20 protein-coding genes are annotated in these 16728 nt (G+C 60.4%); 10 read left to right on the top strand and 10 right to left on the bottom strand.

The window, feature by feature from the left end:
- The first annotated feature begins 128 nt into the window (after positions 1–128).
- The 8 genes from J3351_RS05580 (at position 129) to J3351_RS05545 (ending at position 4727) form a co-directional block, all read left to right on the top strand.
- Positions 129–659 carry a twin-arginine translocase TatA/TatE family subunit gene (locus tag J3351_RS05580; protein WP_097771348.1) on the top strand — a complete coding sequence of 177 codons (531 nt, stop codon included), beginning with the start codon at positions 129–131 and terminating at the stop codon, positions 657–659.
- Positions 660–753: 94 nt separating this feature from the next.
- Positions 754–960: a twin-arginine translocase TatA/TatE family subunit gene (gene tatA, locus J3351_RS05575; protein ID WP_005934643.1), complete on the top strand. Its 207-nt coding sequence runs from the start codon at positions 754–756 to the stop codon at positions 958–960.
- Between the two features lie 3 nt (positions 961–963).
- Positions 964–1773: a twin-arginine translocase subunit TatC gene (gene tatC / locus J3351_RS05570; protein ID WP_156066665.1), complete on the top strand. Its 810-nt coding sequence runs from the start codon at positions 964–966 to the stop codon at positions 1771–1773.
- A gap of 185 nt (positions 1774–1958) precedes the next feature.
- Positions 1959–2909: an ROK family glucokinase gene (locus J3351_RS05565; protein WP_207697283.1), complete on the top strand. Its 951-nt coding sequence runs from the start codon at positions 1959–1961 to the stop codon at positions 2907–2909.
- A gap of 85 nt (positions 2910–2994) precedes the next feature.
- Positions 2995–3432 (top strand): GNAT family N-acetyltransferase, encoded by a 438-nt coding sequence (locus J3351_RS05560; RefSeq protein ID WP_207697282.1) that lies wholly within the window; start codon positions 2995–2997, stop codon positions 3430–3432.
- A gap of 180 nt (positions 3433–3612) precedes the next feature.
- Positions 3613–3849, top strand: coding sequence for a hypothetical protein (locus J3351_RS05555; RefSeq protein WP_207697281.1), 237 nt, complete (start codon positions 3613–3615; stop codon positions 3847–3849).
- 233 nt (positions 3850–4082) lie between these two features.
- A complete protein-coding gene (locus tag J3351_RS05550) occupies positions 4083–4280 on the top strand; it encodes a helix-turn-helix transcriptional regulator (protein ID WP_005934630.1) in 198 nt (65 codons plus the stop codon).
- 3 nt (positions 4281–4283) lie between these two features.
- On the top strand, positions 4284–4727 hold the full coding sequence (locus J3351_RS05545) for a DUF6773 family protein (protein WP_207697280.1): 444 nt from the start codon (positions 4284–4286) through the stop codon (positions 4725–4727).
- A gap of 68 nt (positions 4728–4795) precedes the next feature.
- Here J3351_RS05545 and J3351_RS05540 read toward each other — a convergent pair whose 3' ends face one another.
- The 5 genes from J3351_RS05540 to J3351_RS05520 form a co-directional block, all read right to left on the bottom strand.
- Positions 4796–5380 (bottom strand): sugar O-acetyltransferase, encoded by a 585-nt coding sequence (locus J3351_RS05540; RefSeq protein WP_098924203.1) that lies wholly within the window; start codon positions 5378–5380, stop codon positions 4796–4798.
- Positions 5381–5393: 13 nt separating this feature from the next.
- Positions 5394–7184, bottom strand: a complete 1791-nt coding sequence (locus J3351_RS05535; RefSeq protein WP_207697279.1) for an ABC transporter ATP-binding protein — start codon at positions 7182–7184, stop codon at positions 5394–5396.
- Positions 7185–7348: 164 nt separating this feature from the next.
- The gene (locus J3351_RS05530; RefSeq protein ID WP_207697278.1) at positions 7349–8068 is read right to left on the bottom strand and encodes a YggS family pyridoxal phosphate-dependent enzyme; all 720 of its coding nucleotides are present in this window, start codon (positions 8066–8068) and stop codon (positions 7349–7351) included.
- Positions 8069–8074: 6 nt separating this feature from the next.
- A complete protein-coding gene (locus J3351_RS05525; protein ID WP_156066657.1) occupies positions 8075–8635 on the bottom strand; it encodes a TIGR01440 family protein in 561 nt (186 codons plus the stop codon).
- Between the two features lie 141 nt (positions 8636–8776).
- A complete protein-coding gene (locus J3351_RS05520) occupies positions 8777–10090 on the bottom strand; it encodes an SMP-30/gluconolactonase/LRE family protein (protein WP_207697277.1) in 1314 nt (437 codons plus the stop codon).
- A 239-nt stretch (positions 10091–10329) separates the two neighbouring features.
- Here J3351_RS05520 and J3351_RS05515 point away from each other — a divergent pair, with 239 nt between their 5' ends.
- Together J3351_RS05515 and J3351_RS05510 are read left to right on the top strand one after the other, a co-directional pair.
- The gene (locus J3351_RS05515; RefSeq protein ID WP_035394613.1) at positions 10330–11016 is read left to right on the top strand and encodes a response regulator transcription factor; all 687 of its coding nucleotides are present in this window, start codon (positions 10330–10332) and stop codon (positions 11014–11016) included.
- An 18-nt stretch (positions 11017–11034) separates the two neighbouring features.
- Complete coding sequence (locus J3351_RS05510; protein WP_005934608.1) at positions 11035–12546, top strand: cell wall metabolism sensor histidine kinase WalK; 1512 nt, start codon at positions 11035–11037, stop codon at positions 12544–12546.
- 49 nt (positions 12547–12595) lie between these two features.
- Here J3351_RS05510 and J3351_RS05505 read toward each other — a convergent pair whose 3' ends face one another.
- From J3351_RS05505 to J3351_RS05485, 5 genes are all read right to left on the bottom strand, one after another.
- Positions 12596–12751, bottom strand: a complete 156-nt coding sequence (locus J3351_RS05505; RefSeq protein ID WP_166444380.1) for a hypothetical protein — start codon at positions 12749–12751, stop codon at positions 12596–12598.
- A 24-nt stretch (positions 12752–12775) separates the two neighbouring features.
- Positions 12776–13717 (bottom strand): pectinesterase family protein, encoded by a 942-nt coding sequence (locus J3351_RS05500; protein ID WP_207697276.1) that lies wholly within the window; start codon positions 13715–13717, stop codon positions 12776–12778.
- Positions 13718–13772: 55 nt separating this feature from the next.
- A complete protein-coding gene (locus J3351_RS05495; RefSeq protein ID WP_207697275.1) occupies positions 13773–16055 on the bottom strand; it encodes a SpoIIE family protein phosphatase in 2283 nt (760 codons plus the stop codon).
- Between the two features lie 119 nt (positions 16056–16174).
- Complete coding sequence (locus tag J3351_RS05490; protein ID WP_097771336.1) at positions 16175–16453, bottom strand: DUF4160 domain-containing protein; 279 nt, start codon at positions 16451–16453, stop codon at positions 16175–16177.
- Positions 16437–16709, bottom strand: a complete 273-nt coding sequence (locus J3351_RS05485; protein WP_156074891.1) for a hypothetical protein — start codon at positions 16707–16709, stop codon at positions 16437–16439. The genes J3351_RS05490 and J3351_RS05485 overlap by 17 nt, the downstream gene beginning before the upstream one ends.
- Between the last annotated feature and the right edge of the window lie 19 nt (positions 16710–16728).

The following is a 16728-nucleotide window of genomic DNA, read 5'->3' as shown; positions in this document are numbered from 1 at the left end:
TGAAGTTCACACACTTCCGGTATACATAGGGCAACAAAGGCGCACACCGCGCCGCATCCCCTGTGCAGTAACAGCACGGCAGGCCGCAAAGGATGCCTGTTGTGTGAGAGGAAAGGAATTGGAACGCTATGAAAATTGGTTTTACAGAGCTGATCCTGGTGGCCATCGTGGCCTTCGTGGTCATCGGCCCCGATAAGCTGCCCGAGTACGCCCGCAAGCTCGGCAAGATGCTGCGGGAGCTGAAGAAGTACACCGGTGCCGCTTCCGAGGAGATCCAGAAGAATGTGGTGGAGCCCCTGAACGAGATCCAGGCCCCCATCAAGGAAGCCGTTGCTCCCCTGACCGACATCAAGAAGGACATCGACGACAGCATGAAGGATGTCACCAAGAGCTTTACCAACATTGGTAAGACCAGCAAGGAAGAAGCCAAGAAGGCCGAAGAGGTCGAGGAAGTGGCCGAGCTGGAGGATACCGTGGAGGAGCTGCCCGAAGAGCCCGCTAAGGCGGAGGAGCCTGCTGCTGAGCCTGTGAAGGCAGAGGAAAAGGCAGAAGAGCCTGCCGCAGAGGAAAAGCCCGAGGAGGCCCCCGCTGCAAACGAAGCCCCTGCCGAGGCTGCTCCCGCTGAGGAGGCTGCCCCTGCCGAAGAGGCAAAGGTCTAAGTACATGGATACACCCGCGCCCGCGGTTGTAGGATAAAAACTGGAATCCAGCCCGCCAGAGCGGCGCGGCAAGAGTAAAAAGGAGATTATTATTATGAGAATCGGACCTCAGGAGCTTATCATTGTTCTGATCATCGTTCTGGTCATCTTTGGACCCAAGAACCTGCCGAAGCTGGGCAAGATGTTCGGCAAGACCATGAAGAACTTTAAGGAAGGTATGGAAGACGTGGATGAGAACGGCGACGCCAAGCCTGCCGAGACCAAGACCGAGGAAAAGGCTGAGAAGAAGGACGAGGAGTAATTTGTGGCTACCAACGTGAAGCGCAAAAAGAAAGCCGAAGTCATGTCGGACGACGGCAGCATGACGCTGACCGGACATCTGAAAGAGCTGCGGAACCGGCTGATCATCTGCGCGGCGGTGTTTGTAGTGGGCGTGATCGGCTTCCTGGCAATTTCGGATAAGCTGATCGACCTGCTGACGGCCATGGCAATGAATGCGAACTACACCTTCGTGTTCCTGGCCCCGCAGGAAAAGCTGATGCAGTATTTCCGGGTGTCCCTGATCGCTGCGGTGATCGTGACCATTCCGGTGGCGCTGTATCAGGTCTACGCCTTTGCAAAACCCGGCCTGAAACGGAGCGAGAGATTCTTCTTCCGGCTGGTGCTGCTGTTCGGTCTGGCTCTGTTCTGCGTGGGTGTGCTGTTCGCCTACAAGGTCACCCTGCCGTTCATGCTGAACTTCCTCGTTACGCTGGAGGGTACCGATTACATCACGGCATCCATCAGCATCGAGAGCTACATCAACCTCTGCCTGACCATGTTCATCATCTTCGGCTGTGTGTTTGAAATGCCTCTGGTCACCATCATTCTGGCCAAGATGGGCATTGCAAACCCCGAGATCATGAAGAAGGGCCGCGGCGTTGCCATTGTCCTGATCTTCCTGGTCGCAGCCATCATCACCCCGCCCGATATCGTGTCGCAGTGCTTCGTGGCTGTGCCCATGTGCCTGCTGTACTTTATCAGCATCTTCCTCAGCGGCATTTTCTATAAGCCCAAGACGGATGATGACGACGAGGATGAGGATGACGAAGAGGAATCCTCTGACGAGGAGTAAGTTCTCCCAAGGCTTTCCGGCCCTCCCACTGCGGGAGGGCCTTTTGCTTTGCCAAAAATCGAAACGGATTTTCGGCTTTTTGCATAAATCCTGTTTCAGCCTCTGTCTTTTGCAAATGGATATGCTATAATGATAACGATGAGAAAACCGGCGGCCTGACCGCCGCAAAGAAGGGGTAAATGAATATGAAAGAGTACGCATTTGGCATCGACCTGGGCGGCACCACGGCCAAGGTGGGCCTGTTCACCACGGCGGGCGCTCTGCTGGAAAAGTGGGAGGTGCCCACCGACACCTCCAATGCAGGTGAACACATCCTCGGGAACCTGGCCAAGGCCGTGAAGGACAAGATGCAGGAAAACGGCATCACTGCCGAGCAGGTGGAGGGCGTGGGTGTCGGTGTGCCCGGCCCTGTGCTGGACAGCCGCATCGTGCCCATTGTCTGCGCCAACCTCGGCGGCTGGGGTGAGCGGAACGTCTCCATCCAGCTGTCCGGCCTGCTGGACGGCATCAAGGTGCTGGTGGGCAACGATGCCGATGTGGCCGCGCTGGGCGAGATCTGGATGGGCTGTGCCAAGGGCTGCCGCAGCGCGGTGATGGTCACGCTGGGCACCGGTGTCGGCGGCGGTGTCATCGTCAATGGCAAGATCATCGAAGGTGCACACGGTGCAGGCGGCGAGATCGGCCACATCACCGTCAACCCCCACGAGACGGCGGTCTGCGGCTGCGGCAAGCACGGCTGTCTGGAGCAGTATTCCAGCGCCACCGGCGTGGTCCGCTGCATGAAGAAGCTGCTGGACGAGAACCCGGACACCCCCTGCACCCTGCGCGGCACCGACTTTGCCGCCAAGGATGTCTTTGATGCCGCCCGTGCAGGCGATGCACTGGCCGCCCGTGAGGTGGACGAGATGACCGACACCCTGGGCATGGCGCTGGCCTCTATTGCCTCCACCACCGACCCCGAGATGTTCATGGTGGGCGGCGGTGTCGCCCGTGCCGGAGATGTCCTTTTCAACCCTCTGCGGGAGCATTTCAAGACCTATGCCTTCAGCTCCTGCCGCGAGACCCCCATCGTTGCCGCTACCCTCGGCAATGATGCCGGCATCTATGGTGCTGTGCGGCTCATTGTGGGAGAATAAAACCTGATATTTCATGGCCCCATGCCTGCATCTCAATCGTGTGGGCATGGGGATTTTTATTTTATAAGAAGAAGGAGCTGAATCAATGAATTATACCCCTATTACAGAGGAAAATGTTGAAAAAGTAGCAACGCTTTATATGAACCACTACAACCAACATTCTGGCGGGTGCTGGACCTATGAAAAGGCATATAAGCGAATCCGTCAGATGGTAACGATGGAGGATTCCCTCTGCCTGATGCAAGAAGATGACAACGATATTCCAACAGGGCTTGTCATCGGCTATTTGGAAAGCTACGATGATTTTACATTCTATTATCTTGACGAGATCCTGATTTTCGGGGAGTATCAGAACAAGGGGTATGGCAGATTACTTCTCCAAGAAGTGGAACAGCGTGTGCGGGAACGTGGTGCACAGATGATTGAACTGGTCTGTCCGGATGATGCGCACCACATGCACTTTTACGGCGGCTTCGGGATGGCGGAAGCAACGAACCTGAAGCTGATGAAAAAACGATTGTAAATCTGCCGTGGTTATTTTTGAGGCAAAAACGGACGAACTGGAACAGCACTATCTCCGGGATTTTGGAGCGCGTCCGGTTGCATCCTTACATCCTGGCGGGCCGAGAACATTTATGATTGCGGATCAGGCAGCCAAGGATATATTTTCATCGTATCTTTTTGAAGAATAGGGGGAAAGCAAATGAAACCATATGATAAGGATATCGACATTGTTTTTTCTCCAATGTCTGATGAAACCATGTCGTGGTTGGATGAACTGCTTACAACCTGTAAGCGGTTCGGTGTGGATTACTACAATGCCTCTGAAAAAGACCGTGCATTTGTGGAAGCAGTGGCGCGGAAAAATTATGGAATAAAGCAGGCGAAAATGAATGGAGTATCTGTCTCCACAGTAGAGCCCTTCTTTGGGATTCATTGAGCAGTATAAAAAGAGAACAAAGGAAGCGTGACCTCATCGGGCCGGGAACGTTTTTCTGAAATCATTGCAAAGCCCCGTGCCGGTGCGATATGCCGGACACGGGGCTTTTTCTATTTTTGAAATATAAAATACAAGACAAAAAGTAAATTATACTTGACATAATGTCTGGCAAGTGCTATTCTGTATCCAGAGGGAATGAGCTTGCCCTCACAGGAAATAGACGAGGTGACAGGATGCCGAAGAATCTGAAACTGAAAGCTGCCCGCGCGGAAAAAGATATGACGCAGGGGGCATTGGCAGAAGCGGCTGGGGTCTCGCGCCAGACCATCAACGCGATTGAAAAGGGCGAGTACAACCCCACCATCAATCTCTGCCGCAGCATCTGCAAAATTCTGGGAAAAACACTGGATGAACTGTTCTGGGAGGAATGAGAAATGAAATTTTCACTGTACAGCAAGAAAAATGTTCTGGATGAGATGCAGGAGCAGACCATGTCCAAAATTGAGAGGCGTGGCTTCTGGCTGATGTGGGGCGGTCTGCTGGCCGCAATGGTGATTCAGCAGCTGACGGGCAATGCAGAGAAAGCGACCGGAGAAGGGGTCGTTTTTATGGCCGGATGTGTTTACACCGTTGCAGAGTGCGTCCGGAATGGCCTGTGGGACCGCCATCTTTCTTCCAGTATGGGAGCCAATGCGGTTTGTTCTCTGCTGGCGGCTGTGGCGGTTACGGTGCTTCATGGCCTGACCTATGGCTATTGGATGGGCGCTGCGTTTACTGGTGTTTCGACAGGTCTGCTCTGCTTTGCGCTGCTCCAATTCTGTGCACATCTGGTGCAGAAGAATCGGAAAAAGCTGGACGATGAACCGGAAGAAAAATAACACCTGATTTTCCACGAGAAAAAGCGGAACCGTTGAAAACTCAGCGGTTCCGCTTTTTGTTGTTGCAATTATTTCTGATACCGGATGCTGTCTTTTTCGGTGATAGGCCGCAGCACCTTACAGGGGTTGCCCACGGCCACCACGCCGGAGGGAATATCCTTTGTGACCACGCTGCCTGCACCGATGACCGTGTTGGAGCCGATGGTGACCCCGGGCAGGATGGTGACATCACCGCCCAGCCAGACGTTGTCCCCCAGTGTGATGGGGGCTGTGGTCTCAAGGCCGCTGTTGCGCTCTTCCGGCAGCATGGGGTGGATGGCAGTGTACATGCCGCAGTTGGGGCCGATGAAGCAGTGCCTGCCCAGTGTGATTTTTGCGCAGTCCATCAGGTAAGCACCGTGGTTGATGTAGGTGCCCGCACCGATGAAGCAGTGATAGCCGTAATCCACATACAGGTGCGGCAGAATGACCACATGTTCTTCCATGTGGGGCAGCAGCTGACGCAGAAGCTCTGCCCGCTTTGCTTTTTCAGAGGGGCGGGTCTGGTTGAACTCGGTGTAGAGCTCCTCGGCTTTCTCTCGTTCGGCACAGAGCTCCGGGGTGTAGTTTGCGTCGTACCAGAGACCTGCTTCCCATTTTTCACGTTCTGTCATAAACGTTCTCCTGTTATAAGGTGTCCTCACCGGGCAGCTGGTTCCACAGGCGGTAGTACACGCCCTGCTTTGCCAGCAGCTCTTCGTGAGTGCCGGATTCCACAATGCCCTCGGAGCCAAGCACCAGGATACGGTCGTAGTTCTTGATGGTGGTCAGGCGGTGGGCAATGGTCAGGGTGGTGCGGCCATGGGCCAGCTTTTCCAGGCTCTGCCCCACAAGGATCTCGCTCTCGTTGTCCAGTGCACTGGTGGCCTCGTCCAGGATCAGGATGGGCGGGTTCTTCAGGAAGACACGGGCAATGGCGATGCGCTGCTTCTGGCCGCCCGAGAGCTTGACACCGCGCTCGCCGACATAGGTGTCGAAGCCGTCCTTCAGGGCCATGATAAAGCGCTCTGCACCGGCCAGACGGGCAGCTTCGATGATCTCCTCCCGGGTGGCATCGGGCTTGCCGTAGGCGATGTTATCCGCCACAGAGCCGCTGAACAGGTACACGTCCTGCTGGACGATGCCGATGTCCTCGCGCAGGCTCCTGAGGGTGACCTGCTGGATGTCCTGCCCGTCGATGTAGATGTGGCCGCTGGTCACATCGTAGAAGCGGGGGATGAGGTTGCACAGGGTGGTCTTACCGCCGCCGGAGGGGCCGACCAGAGCCAGCCGCTCGCCTGCCTTGATGTCCAGACTGACATGGTGGAGCACCTTGTTGTGGTCGTCCGGGTACTCAAAGCTGACATCGTCAAAGCGGATGGCACCGGGGCCGGGCTGCAGGGGTTTTGCATCTGGAGCATCGTGGATGGGCACGGGGGTGTCCATGATCTCGGCAAAGCGCTCGATGCCGGTCATGCCGCGCTGGAACTGCTCGGCAAACTCGACGATGCGGCGGATGGTGGCGATGAGGGTGGTGACATAGAGCATGTAGGCCACCAGGTCACCGGCGGTGATCTTGCCGTTGACCAGCGACAGGCCGCCCGCCAGAATGACCACCAGATACATCAGGCCGTCGAACAGGCGGGTGGAGGTGTTGAAAGCCGCCATGGCGTAGTAGCCCAGCGTTTTGATGTGCTCAAAGTCCTTGTTGCCCTGCTCGAACTTGGCACGCTCCTGCTCCTCGGCGGCAAAGGCTTTTACCACGCCCTGACCCAGCAGGCTGTCCTCGATGGTGGCGTTCAGCTCACCGATCTGGATGCGCTGCTGCCGGAACCGGGCACGCAGACGGCCGTTCAGGTAAACGGAAACCACGCCCATCAGGGGCACGCAGGCGAACACCGCCAGCGTCAGCGGGATACTGGCCTGGCACAGGATGATGAAGGAGGCCAGGATCTTGATAAAGGCGATGAAAAATTCCTCGGGGCAGTGGTGGGCAAACTCGGTCACATCGAACAGATCGTTGGTGATGCGGCCCATGATGGTGCCGACCTTGGTGTTGTTGTAGTAGGTGTGGTCGAGCAGCAGCAGGTGGTCGAAGGCATCCCGGCGCATATCGGTCTCGATGTGCACGCCCATGATGTGGCCGATGCCGGACATGAAATACTGGGCCGCACCGTCGATGATGCGGAGCACAAAGTAGATGCCCGCCAGCTTGAGCACGATGCCAGTGGTCAGGGTGATGCCCACGCCCATGGCCGAGTTGGTGATGGTGCTCATGATCTTGGGCAGGAAGATGTCACACAGGGTGGTCAGCGCGGCACAGAACAGGTCGAGAAAGAGCACTGCCTTGTGCTTTGCCAGATAGGGTAAAAAGCGGCGGATGAGCGCGCCGCTGCTGTTGTGATGCGCACCGGGGTCTTTGATGTTTTGCTTTGCCATGGTTCCTCCTTTTTAACGGGCTCACCCTCTCCGTCATTGCTGACGCAATGCCACCTCCCCCAAAGTGGGAGGCTTTGGCAGGATTTGCAAGCTTCATCTTTATGCCAAGGGCTCTCCCTTTGGGAGAGCTGGCGAGCGAAGCGAGACTGAGAGGGCGAGCAATTTTATCTTTTCCTATAATCCCGTTCGCCGTAGATCGCAGTGCCGATACGCACCAGCGTTGCGCCTTCGCGGATGGCGTTCTCATAATCGCCGCTCATGCCCATGGAGAGGGTCTGCATCTCCACGTTGGCATAGCCGCGCTCCCCGGCCTTTACGAACAGGTCATGGACGGCGGCGAGATACCGGCGGTTCTGTGCATCGTCATCATTGACCGGGGGAATGGCCATCAGGCCCTTGACCCGGATGTGCTCCTGCGCGGCAGCGGCATCCAGCAGGGGCCAGAGCGCTTCCGGCGAAACGCCGCTCTTGCTCTCCTCTCCGCCGATGTTCACCTCCAGCAGGACGTTCTGCACGATGCCTGCTTTGGCGGCTTCCTTCTCGATGGCGGTCAGAAGGTGTTCACTGCCCACGCTCTGGATCAGGCTGGCCCGGCCCAGGACTTTTTTGATCTTGTTGGTCTGCAGGTGTCCGATGAAATGGCTGGGCTTGCCGCAGTAAGCGCCTGCGTCAAAGTTTGCGCAGAGCTCCTGCACATGGTTTTCGCCAAACACGTCAATGGGCAGGGCGGCACTTGCGGCCACGGTTTCAGCGGTGCGGGTCTTGCAGGCGGCGCACAGCTGGACCTCGGCAGGGTCACGGCCTGCCTCCCGGGCAGCGGCGGCCATCTTTTCACGGATGGCCAGCACGGCCTCCCGCATCTCTTCCGGTGTTTTTTCTGCCATAAGGCATCAGTCCTCCTCGGTATATTTTGCGCGCTCTCCGCCAATGAGCTTCGGACGGGTGCGGGCGCAGAGAATGTTTGCTTCCCCGATCCGGTTCAGGCTCAGCCGCACCGGCACGGCCACCCGGCGCAGGTGCATCCCGATCAGGGTGCCGCCGATGTCGATACCGGCGTGGGCGCGGATCTCCTCCACAGCAATGGGGTCTTTGCACTGCTTCCAGCAGGTGGTGGCCCAGCTGCCGCCCGCATGGGGCCGGGGCACGACACACACTTCCTCCCAGCCGTATTGTTCGGCGGCTTCCCGCTCAATGATAATGGCCCGGTTCAGGTGCTCGCAGCACTGTGCCGCCAGCCAGATGCCGCGCTGAGCCAGCACCGGCGCAATGCCTGCGTAGACGGCCTGTGCTGCCTCCAGACTGCTGTCCTTGCCGATGTGCCCGCCCACGATCTCGCTGGACGAGCAGCCCACCACGAACACGTCGCCTTTTTTCAGCTTTGCCTGTTCCAGCAGCTCTTCCACTGCCTGCCGGGCTTCCGCCTGGATCTGCTGTTTGAATGCGTCTGTCATATCAATTACCTCGTATCGATCGGTTGCCGCGATGACCCGATGTTCTGTGTTCGATTGGGCCCAAGCGTTTACAACAATTTTTTCAGGCTGCCAAGAGCGCCCCTGGCAGGGGAGCTGGCATGCGAAGCGTGATGGAGCGGTTCAGACCCGTACAGAATAAAGCGCTTTTTCTCCCGCAATGCCAAAATACACCCGATTCTCCACCGGGCAGAGGGCAGAGCTGCTGCCCTGAGGCTTGCCGGAAAAGCTCCACAGCCAGCTTCCGCTGGCGGTGGAAACGGCCTCGGCGCGGATGCCGTCGGCGGGCAGGGAGAACAGGTTCTCCTGCATCGATTCGCTCAGCCGCAGGGCCACGCCGCGCAGGAAGGTGCTGCCTGCATGGCGTTCCAGCCAGCTGGAGCTGGCCCAGCGGTAGCTGATGTAGAGGGTGCTGTCCTCATCCAGCGCCAGCGCGCCGGGATAGCCCGGCAGCCCGCTGAAGCTGCTCTGACAGCCCTTGCCCCCCGCAGTCAGGCCGCGGGCAGAGGTCGCCGCGCTCCAGATGCAGCGGCTGCCGAGGTCGGAGATGTAGAGGGTCTGGGTGCGCTCGTCCAGCGCAAGGCCGGACGCTCCGGCAATGCCGCCCACCACCTGCTCCACGGTGCGGGCAGCGGGATCATAAACGTATACCGCGCCTGTTCCGGTGTGGGCCAGCAGCTCGGTGCGCAGGGCACTTTCCAGCCCATGTTCCGCGCTCTCCTGCCCGACCACGGCAAAGTAGACCTTGCCGTCCGCACCGACCTCCACGGCAGAAAGGGCTCCCAGCGGGGCCCCGTCGATCTGCGTGACCACCTGCTCCACCGAAGCGCCCCAGCTGTCGTGCCGGGCGCGGCAAAGGGTGCCCCCGGCAGGGGTGAGGACTGTGAGCCACAGGTCTCCCGCAGCATCGAACGCAAAGCCGGTCAGCTCGCCCTCTACGCTCAGGATGACCGCAGCGTTGCCGCCGTCGGTGCGCACCAGATCGCTGGTGCGTTTTTTCAGGGAGGAGCCGTTCCACGCCGCCGCATAGACAAGGCCATCCCGGGTGCGGATGCAGTCCACACCCTGATACCCGCCCAGATCCCAGATCTCCCTGCGGTCGGTAGAAAGCTCTGCCTGCGCCGCGCCGGAGGCCTGCCGGTGATCCGGGGCGGTGTAGGTTTTGGGCGGGGCCTCAATGGGCCGGAGCACCAGCGCCCAGACCAGCGCAGCAACCGCGGCCAGCGTAAACACGATGCTCAATTTCTGGAACCTCTGGAGCACTTCCTCCCGCTCGGCGGCACGCTGGGCCTCCTGCACGGCCCGGCGGCGGGCAGCGGCGGCGCTGGCCCGGTTGGCGCGGCGAAGCCAGCGGTCTACCCACAGGGCCGCACTGGGCCCGATGGTCAGTGACGCGATGAGCAGGATGAGAAGCAGTTCAACGAATCCGATGCGCATAGGCAGATTTCCTTTGTTCTGATGGTTGTTTTTATCAAATCAGTATAGCACACTTTATAGCAGAGAAGCAAGCGGGCGGCAGGCTCCTGCTGTTTCTTGCAGAGCTTTTGTGGTATACTAAAAGAAATGGGGCGGCGGTTTTCCAAACCATTCACTTAAACTTCACAAAATTTTCCAATAATTATATTATGATACCCCTAGAAACTGGAGCTATTTTGATAACGAGGAGGAAACCTCAGATGGCAAAGATACTGATCGTTGATGATGAACCACGCATCCGGGAACTGATCCGGGAGCATTTACAATATGCAGGCTATGTCTGCGAGGAAGCGGGCGACGGCTCTGCCGCCCTTTCGCTGCTGAGCGGCGGCGGCTTTGATCTGGTGATCCTGGATGTGATGATGCCCTTTATGGACGGCATGACCTGCCTGCGCGAGATGCGCGCCCGCCACATCAACACGCCGGTGATCATCCTGACCGCGCGCGGCGAGGAATATGACAAGCTGGCCGGTCTGGAAGGCGGCGCGGATGACTATGTGGTCAAGCCCTTCTCCCCGCGGGAGCTGGTGGCCCGTGTCAAGGCGGTGCTCAACCGCACCATGCCCCGCTCCGAGGCATCGGACGGCACCATGACCTTCGGCGAACTGACCATCGACACGGCCAGCCACACCGTGCGGGTGGCGGGCGAGGATGTGAGCCTGACCCCCAAGGAGTTTGACCTGCTGGTGTTCCTGGCCTCCAACAAGGGCATTGCCCTGAGCCGGGAGAAGATCCTGCAGAAGGTGTGGAACTACGACTATTTTGGCGAGGACCGCACCGTGGATACCCATGTCAAGATGCTGCGCGGCCATCTGGGCAAATGCCGGGGCTATATTGCCACCGTATGGGGCATCGGCTATAAGTTCGACCCGGATGCAGCGCGTTAAACAGGAGGTTTGCGGTTGATGCGGCAACCCGAAAAAAAGCGGCGTACCGTGGGCATCCGCGGGCAGCTGATGTGGTTCCTCTGCTTCATCTGCCTGCTGCTGCTGGTGCTGTTCTGGTTTTTGTGCACCCAGCTGCTGGAGCCCCTGTACACCACCCATATCCAGAAGCAGCTGACCGAACAGGCAGATGCCATCGTGCAGAAGCTGGACGATGCCATTGCCGACGGCCAGACCCTCTCTTATTGGGGGTTCGGCAGTCAGCTCTATGTCAACAGCCAGTTTTTCAACCAGCTCAGCAGCGAGATCTACGAAAACGGCGGCATGAGCAGCTTCTGCGTGGATATCTCCGATGTCACGCTGCGGCAGATCTTCAAGGTGGAGAACCTCTCCTACTGCAACCTGCACCGCACCCGGCCCACCGATGAAAACAGCGAGCTGCCCTCTTACAGCACCGCCCGTGCCATGCGCCAGCTCTGCCGCGAGACCGGCAGCTGTGTGCGGAAGATCAACCCGCCCACGCCCTCGGGCACGGTGGAGCTGATGGTGGGCAGAACGACCTCCGACGGCAGCTATACCGTGCTGGTGACCACCAGCCTGATGCATGTCTCGGAGGCTGGCGAGGTGATGAGCACGGTGCTGCCGCTGGCGGCGGCGCTGATCTTTGCCTTTTCCATGAGCGCGGCGTGGCTGTTCAGCGAGTGGTTCACCAAGCCCCTGCGCCAGCTTTCGGGCGCGGCCCGGCAGGTGGCACAGGGCGACTACGCCGTTCAGGTGGAGACCAACCGCCGGGACGAACTGGGCGACCTGGCGCAGGAGTTCAACCACATGGCCAAGGAAGTCCAGCACGCGGCTCAGATGCAGCGCGACCTGCTGGCAAATGTCTCCCACGACCTGCGCACCCCGCTGACCCTCATCAAGGGCTATGCGGAGACGGTGCGGGACATCACCGGCGACGACAAGGCCCACCGGGACGAGCAGATGAACATCATCGTGGATGAGGCCGACCGGCTGACGGCGCTGGTCTCCAGCGTCATGGAGCTGAGCAAGGTGACCAGCGGCGCGGAAAAGTGCGAGAAGGTCCACTTTGATATGGGCCAGCTCTGCGATGAGGTCAGTGAGCGCTATGACGCGGTCTGTGCCCAAAATGGCTGGCAGCTCAAGCTGGAACTGCCGGAGGAAGAGCTGCCTGTCTATGCCGACCCCAACATGATGCAGCGCGCCCTCCACAACCTGCTGGGCAACGCCATGCACCACATCGGCGGGGACGGCATCTTCCTCCTGCGGGCCTCTAAGGTGCCCGAGGGAGTCCGGGTGGAGATCGAGGACCACGGCCCCGGCATCTGTGCCGAGGATCTGCCCTATATCTTTGACCGGTATTACCGCTCCCGCTCCGATGCGGGCAAGCAGGGCACCGGCCTGGGGCTTTCCATCACCAAGGCCATCTTCCAGCAGCACGGCTTCCGCTTCGGCGTGCAGAGTACGCTGGGCAAAGGCACGACCTTCTGGTTCATTGCAACGGATACAAAGTAAAGCGACCCTCTCCGTCATTCCGAAACAATGACGGAGAGGGTCGCTCTTTTTAAGCATCTGCTTTCCGGTAAATGCCCAGACTGTTGTCCGGTTCCGGCATCTTCACGCGGGAGGCGCGGTCGTTCACCTTGACCAGCATCCAGCCCATCAGGGCCAGCACCACCACGATAATGAGCCATTTTACGGCGTTGGGGAGTTTTTTCATATTCGTATTCCTTTGTTTTTGATCTCAGGGGCGGCAGAGCTTCCGCGCCCGGGCCAGCAAGGCGGCGGCATCGGCGGCAGAGGGCGCTGCGACCCAGTCCGGGCGCTGGCGTGCCCCCGGGCCGCTGCTTCCTGCCTCGGCAAAGCGGGCAAGGCAGGTGTCCGTGCGGTCATTCCAGCCGGAAAAGCCCTCCGGCGCAATGTGGGCTCCAAGGCGGCAGTCCAGCACGGCAGTCTTGCCGGTGGGCCGCCAAGGCCTGCCCAGATAGACCGTTCCGGCGGGGCAGTCGGAGACGAAATCGCAGTCCCAGAACACGAAGCCCAGCCCGTTGGCACTGCCCGAGGGGGCGGTGATGTAGCTGTGGGGAAGGTGGTTGTCTACCGTGCGCAGGATGCACTGCTCAAACAGGGCATCGGCCCCGCCAAAGATGAAGTCGATGTCCCCCGCGATCTCGCAGCTTTTGTAATACTGCGCCGAGGGGCGGCGGGGCGCAAACTTGCGGGGGCCCAGAAAGCCGTCCTTCTCCCGTTCAGCCTCGGGCAGGGGCGCGCAGAAGAGCGTGTCCTGGTTGCCCAACAGCCTTACCCGGCGGAACACGGCCTTTTCGGCATCCACATAGGCGGCAATGGCCTGCCCCACGGCACTGCCCGGACCGGCATCGTTGGCAATGGTCAGATCCTCCACCGTTACGCTGCCGCCGCTGAAAAAAGCGGTGTAGCTGCGGAAGGTGTGGGTGGGCCGCCCATCCGGGTGGGGCAGCTTGCCGCCGTCCCCAAAGATCAGGGTGGTGGCATCGGCTCCCGCGCCCCGCAGGGTGAGCGCCCGTTTTTCACAGACCAGCTTTTCCCGGTAGATGCCAGGCCCGATGCAGATCTCTGCTTCCAGCTCGTAGGGCACCGCCAGCACGGCCTCCGAGATGCTGGCAAAATCGCCGCTGCCATCCTGGGAAACGGTGAGTTTTAACATGGGCAGTCCTCCCTTGTAAAAGATAAGGCTATTATATGCCCCTTTTGTGAAATTTTCAATGTCCGCAGGGCTCTAACCGGAGCACGGCGGCGGTGATATCATCGGGTCGGCCGGTCTGTTCGGCGCGGGCGCGGGCGGTCTCCACAAGGATCCGGGCCACCTTCTCGGGCGGGTCGCCTGCGGCGGCGGAGAGTTCCAGCTGCTTTGCCACCCAGCCGGGGCCGTCCACCAGCAGACCGTCCGAGACCAGTACGGCATAGTCCCCGGCGGCGAGATGAACCACCCGGCTCTGGCCGTTCACACCGCCCAGAATGCCGATGGGCAGGCTGATATCGCCCACCGGACGGGCGCGGCCCCCGTGCACCAGAAAGCCCGGGGCGGCCCCGGCCTTGAAGATCCGTGCCGTGCCGGTGTAAAGATCTACGCTGATCAGGTCGAGGGTGGCCCCGCTCTCCTCATCGCTTTTCAGGGCCAGCGCCACATTGACCAGCCGCGCTGCCAGCTCAGCGGTGAAACCGGCTTTCAGCAGGCGGGCAGTGAGCTCGGCGGCAAGGCTGCCATCCACGGCGGCCGGGCGGCCTGTGCCCATGCCGTCACACAGGATCATCTGGGCAGCGGCCGGGCTGCAGAACTGCTGGACCGCATCCCCGGAGACAGTGCCCTTTGCCGCTGTGCCCGCAGTTCCGAACACGGCCCGGAGGGCGGGCTTTTCGCAGAAGAGCAGGGTGGTCATCCCTTTGCAGGAGAGCACCTGCGGCGGGTCGAAGTCCCGGCGGCAGATGCGCCCGGTCTCCTGCGCCAGCGCGGCCAGCTCGGGGGAAGAGAAGCGGGTGCGGGGCAGAGTGACCGCCGCCCGTGCCCGGCCCAGGTCGTCCAGTGCGACAGCGCATTCCAGCGGCGGCGTGCCCAGGCTGGCAAAAAACGCCGCCACCCGCCCGGATTTGTAGGGCTCCGGGTTTCCGGGGCGGCCCAGCTGCTCACTGAGCACACTCAGAGCATCGGCCATGGCGCTGTATTGTTCGGTCAGGGCGGTGCGCATGGCCTCGGCGTGGACATGGGCTTCCTTCCGGCTCCGGTAGAGCGCAAAGGAGCGGTTTACCGCCGCGCAGAGCGCTGCCGGGTGGATGCATCTGGACAGCTGGCCGGGCAGGTCGCTGGCCTGCAGGTGTCCCTGCTGTTCCAGAATGGGCCGCAGGGCGTTCATCCCCTCCAGCGTGGCGGTGTATTCCTGCTTCCAGCAGGTTTCCCGCCGCCCGCAGTTGAAGCACAGGCTGTCGTGGGTGTTGTCGATGACCCAGCGGAAGGTGTCGCACCGGCGGGGAAACGCATCGTACACAGCGTTCACCGTCTCGGCCAGCGAGGAAAGGCTCTCGGCCACTGCTTCCAGCCGGGTGGCGGCGGCAGAAAGCCGGGGCGGCTCCTCGGGCGGCGCTGGGGCTTCCGGCACCGGTGTCAGCCAATGTTTTGGGAAAAAGGCGGGGGCCGCAAAGCCCAGCCCGGCGCTGAGGAGCAGGGGCAGAGCCGTGCCGGGGGCGGGAACACAGAGCACCCCCAGCACACACCCGCCCGCACAGGCGGCAAGGGTCTCAGCCCGCCGCCCGGGGGCCAGCAGGACCGCTGCCGCCGTGCCGCAGCAGAGCCCCACTGCGGCCGGGGCAAGGGAAGGGTCTGCGGCGCAGAGCGCGGCTCCGGTGAAGGCAGCAAAGGCCAGCGCGGGCTTTTCCTGACCACGACAGCAGAGGGCGGCATCCACCATGGCGCAGGCTGCTGCCCCGGGGCAGAGGGGGCCGAAGCGCAGCCCGCCCAGCGCTGCCGCCACGGCAGAAGCAGCCAGCAGGGTGCCAAAACCGGGCTTTTCGGGCGGGAAGCGCTGCAGTGCATAGCCGAAGCCGCCCGCCAGCAGGGCATCTGCCCCGCAGAAGAACACCAGCGTGAAGCCTGCCCCGCCGGGCCCCAGCGCAAAGCAGACACCTCCCAGCACCAGCGCCCCGCACCCGGCCAGAAATGCCGGGCGGAGCCTGCCGGGCCAGAGCCATCGGGCGGCCACAGCTGCCCCCACGGCGCAGAGCAGGCAGAGGCTGTCCAGTGAAAACGCCCCGAACCCGTGGAACAGGATGCTCAGTGCGGCCCCGGCTGCGCAGGCGGCAAAGCAGTCCGCAGGCAGGCCCAGTGTCAGCCCCAGCCCAAAGGGGAGCAGGGCCCCGTAGAGAACGGCCCAGCCCCCGGCAAGGCCCAGCGCAAAGGCCCCGCCCTGCCGCAGGGCCGGGCGTACCGCCGCCCGGGAGGCCAACGCGGCGGCAACAGGCTGCTTCGGGTGCAGTTTTGTGGTTTCCGGCATGAAAAAATCCCCGCTTTCCGGCGGGGATCTTTTGCAATGTTCTGTTTCCCGCGCCCTTTGCATATACTGTAGCGCGGGCGCGCGGCGTTTTATGGGGTCATGCGGGGAAGCGGCTCAAATCAGCAGAAATAGCGCACTTCACCAAAGAAATTCATCCATTTGGCAATCACTTCATCGCTTCGTGCTTCGATGATAGCCATGATGTTTCGCAGAACACGGGGCGGAATGTTGGAATTGTTGTGGCACAGATAGCATTTCCCGGCCCGCGTGATCCAGATCTTGGTCGCGTTGCTGCTGGGAGCACCCTGTGAAACATGGACATGAATGGGTTCCAGCGGATCATTTTCGTTGGCCCAGAAGTAGACCCAGTAGGAGCCGATCTTAAAAACCTGCGGCATTTTCTACCCCTCCTTCCTGGGAAAACTGCAGGATCAGATGTGCAGTGGATTCCAGGAACTTCTGGTAGCGGTCGATCTCAGCAGGGGTGAAGCCGCTGACAGCCTCCCAGGTATAATCCGGCAGATAGCAGACCGCAGAGTGGAAACAATCCTTCTCGTCGGGCTTTTCGATGTAGACTTTTACACGGTGGTCTGGCTGCATCTCGGAATGCACGATCTCGGTGTTGTCGTCCAGTGTCATAAACGGGTACATCATAAAAACACCTCCGTGGATA

Origin of the sequence: Faecalibacterium sp. Marseille-Q0746, assembly GCF_017377595.1 — a bacterium.
In the GTDB taxonomy this organism is placed as follows: domain Bacteria; phylum Bacillota; class Clostridia; order Oscillospirales; family Ruminococcaceae; genus Faecalibacterium; species Faecalibacterium duncaniae.
This window is presented reverse-complemented; position numbering and strand designations above follow the sequence as displayed.

Bases quoted from the DNA above. Each gene is read 5' to 3' on its own strand.
- J3351_RS05565 (WP_207697283.1), top strand. From the start codon at position 1,959: ATGAAAGAGTACGCATTTGGCATCGACCTGGGCGGCACCACGGCCAAG.
- J3351_RS05485 (WP_156074891.1), bottom strand. From the start codon at position 16,709: ATGATGTACCCGTTTATGACACTGGACGACAACACCGAGATCGTGCAT.
- J3351_RS05500 (WP_207697276.1), bottom strand. From the start codon at position 13,717: ATGTTAAAACTCACCGTTTCCCAGGATGGCAGCGGCGATTTTGCCAGC.
- J3351_RS05540 (WP_098924203.1), bottom strand. From the start codon at position 5,380: ATGACAGAACGTGAAAAATGGGAAGCAGGTCTCTGGTACGACGCAAAC.
- J3351_RS05555 (WP_207697281.1), top strand. From the start codon at position 3,613: ATGAAACCATATGATAAGGATATCGACATTGTTTTTTCTCCAATGTCT.
- J3351_RS05545 (WP_207697280.1), top strand. From the start codon at position 4,284: ATGAAATTTTCACTGTACAGCAAGAAAAATGTTCTGGATGAGATGCAG.
- J3351_RS05505 (WP_166444380.1), bottom strand. From the start codon at position 12,751: ATGAAAAAACTCCCCAACGCCGTAAAATGGCTCATTATCGTGGTGGTG.
- J3351_RS05520 (WP_207697277.1), bottom strand. From the start codon at position 10,090: ATGCGCATCGGATTCGTTGAACTGCTTCTCATCCTGCTCATCGCGTCA.
- J3351_RS05580 (WP_097771348.1), top strand. From the start codon at position 129: ATGAAAATTGGTTTTACAGAGCTGATCCTGGTGGCCATCGTGGCCTTC.
- tatA (WP_005934643.1), top strand. From the start codon at position 754: ATGAGAATCGGACCTCAGGAGCTTATCATTGTTCTGATCATCGTTCTG.
- J3351_RS05530 (WP_207697278.1), bottom strand. From the start codon at position 8,068: ATGGCAGAAAAAACACCGGAAGAGATGCGGGAGGCCGTGCTGGCCATC.
- J3351_RS05510 (WP_005934608.1), top strand. From the start codon at position 11,035: ATGCGGCAACCCGAAAAAAAGCGGCGTACCGTGGGCATCCGCGGGCAG.
- J3351_RS05515 (WP_035394613.1), top strand. From the start codon at position 10,330: ATGGCAAAGATACTGATCGTTGATGATGAACCACGCATCCGGGAACTG.
- J3351_RS05560 (WP_207697282.1), top strand. From the start codon at position 2,995: ATGAATTATACCCCTATTACAGAGGAAAATGTTGAAAAAGTAGCAACG.
- J3351_RS05550 (WP_005934630.1), top strand. From the start codon at position 4,083: ATGCCGAAGAATCTGAAACTGAAAGCTGCCCGCGCGGAAAAAGATATG.
- J3351_RS05490 (WP_097771336.1), bottom strand. From the start codon at position 16,453: ATGCCGCAGGTTTTTAAGATCGGCTCCTACTGGGTCTACTTCTGGGCC.
- J3351_RS05535 (WP_207697279.1), bottom strand. From the start codon at position 7,184: ATGGCAAAGCAAAACATCAAAGACCCCGGTGCGCATCACAACAGCAGC.
- J3351_RS05495 (WP_207697275.1), bottom strand. From the start codon at position 16,055: ATGCCGGAAACCACAAAACTGCACCCGAAGCAGCCTGTTGCCGCCGCG.
- J3351_RS05525 (WP_156066657.1), bottom strand. From the start codon at position 8,635: ATGACAGACGCATTCAAACAGCAGATCCAGGCGGAAGCCCGGCAGGCA.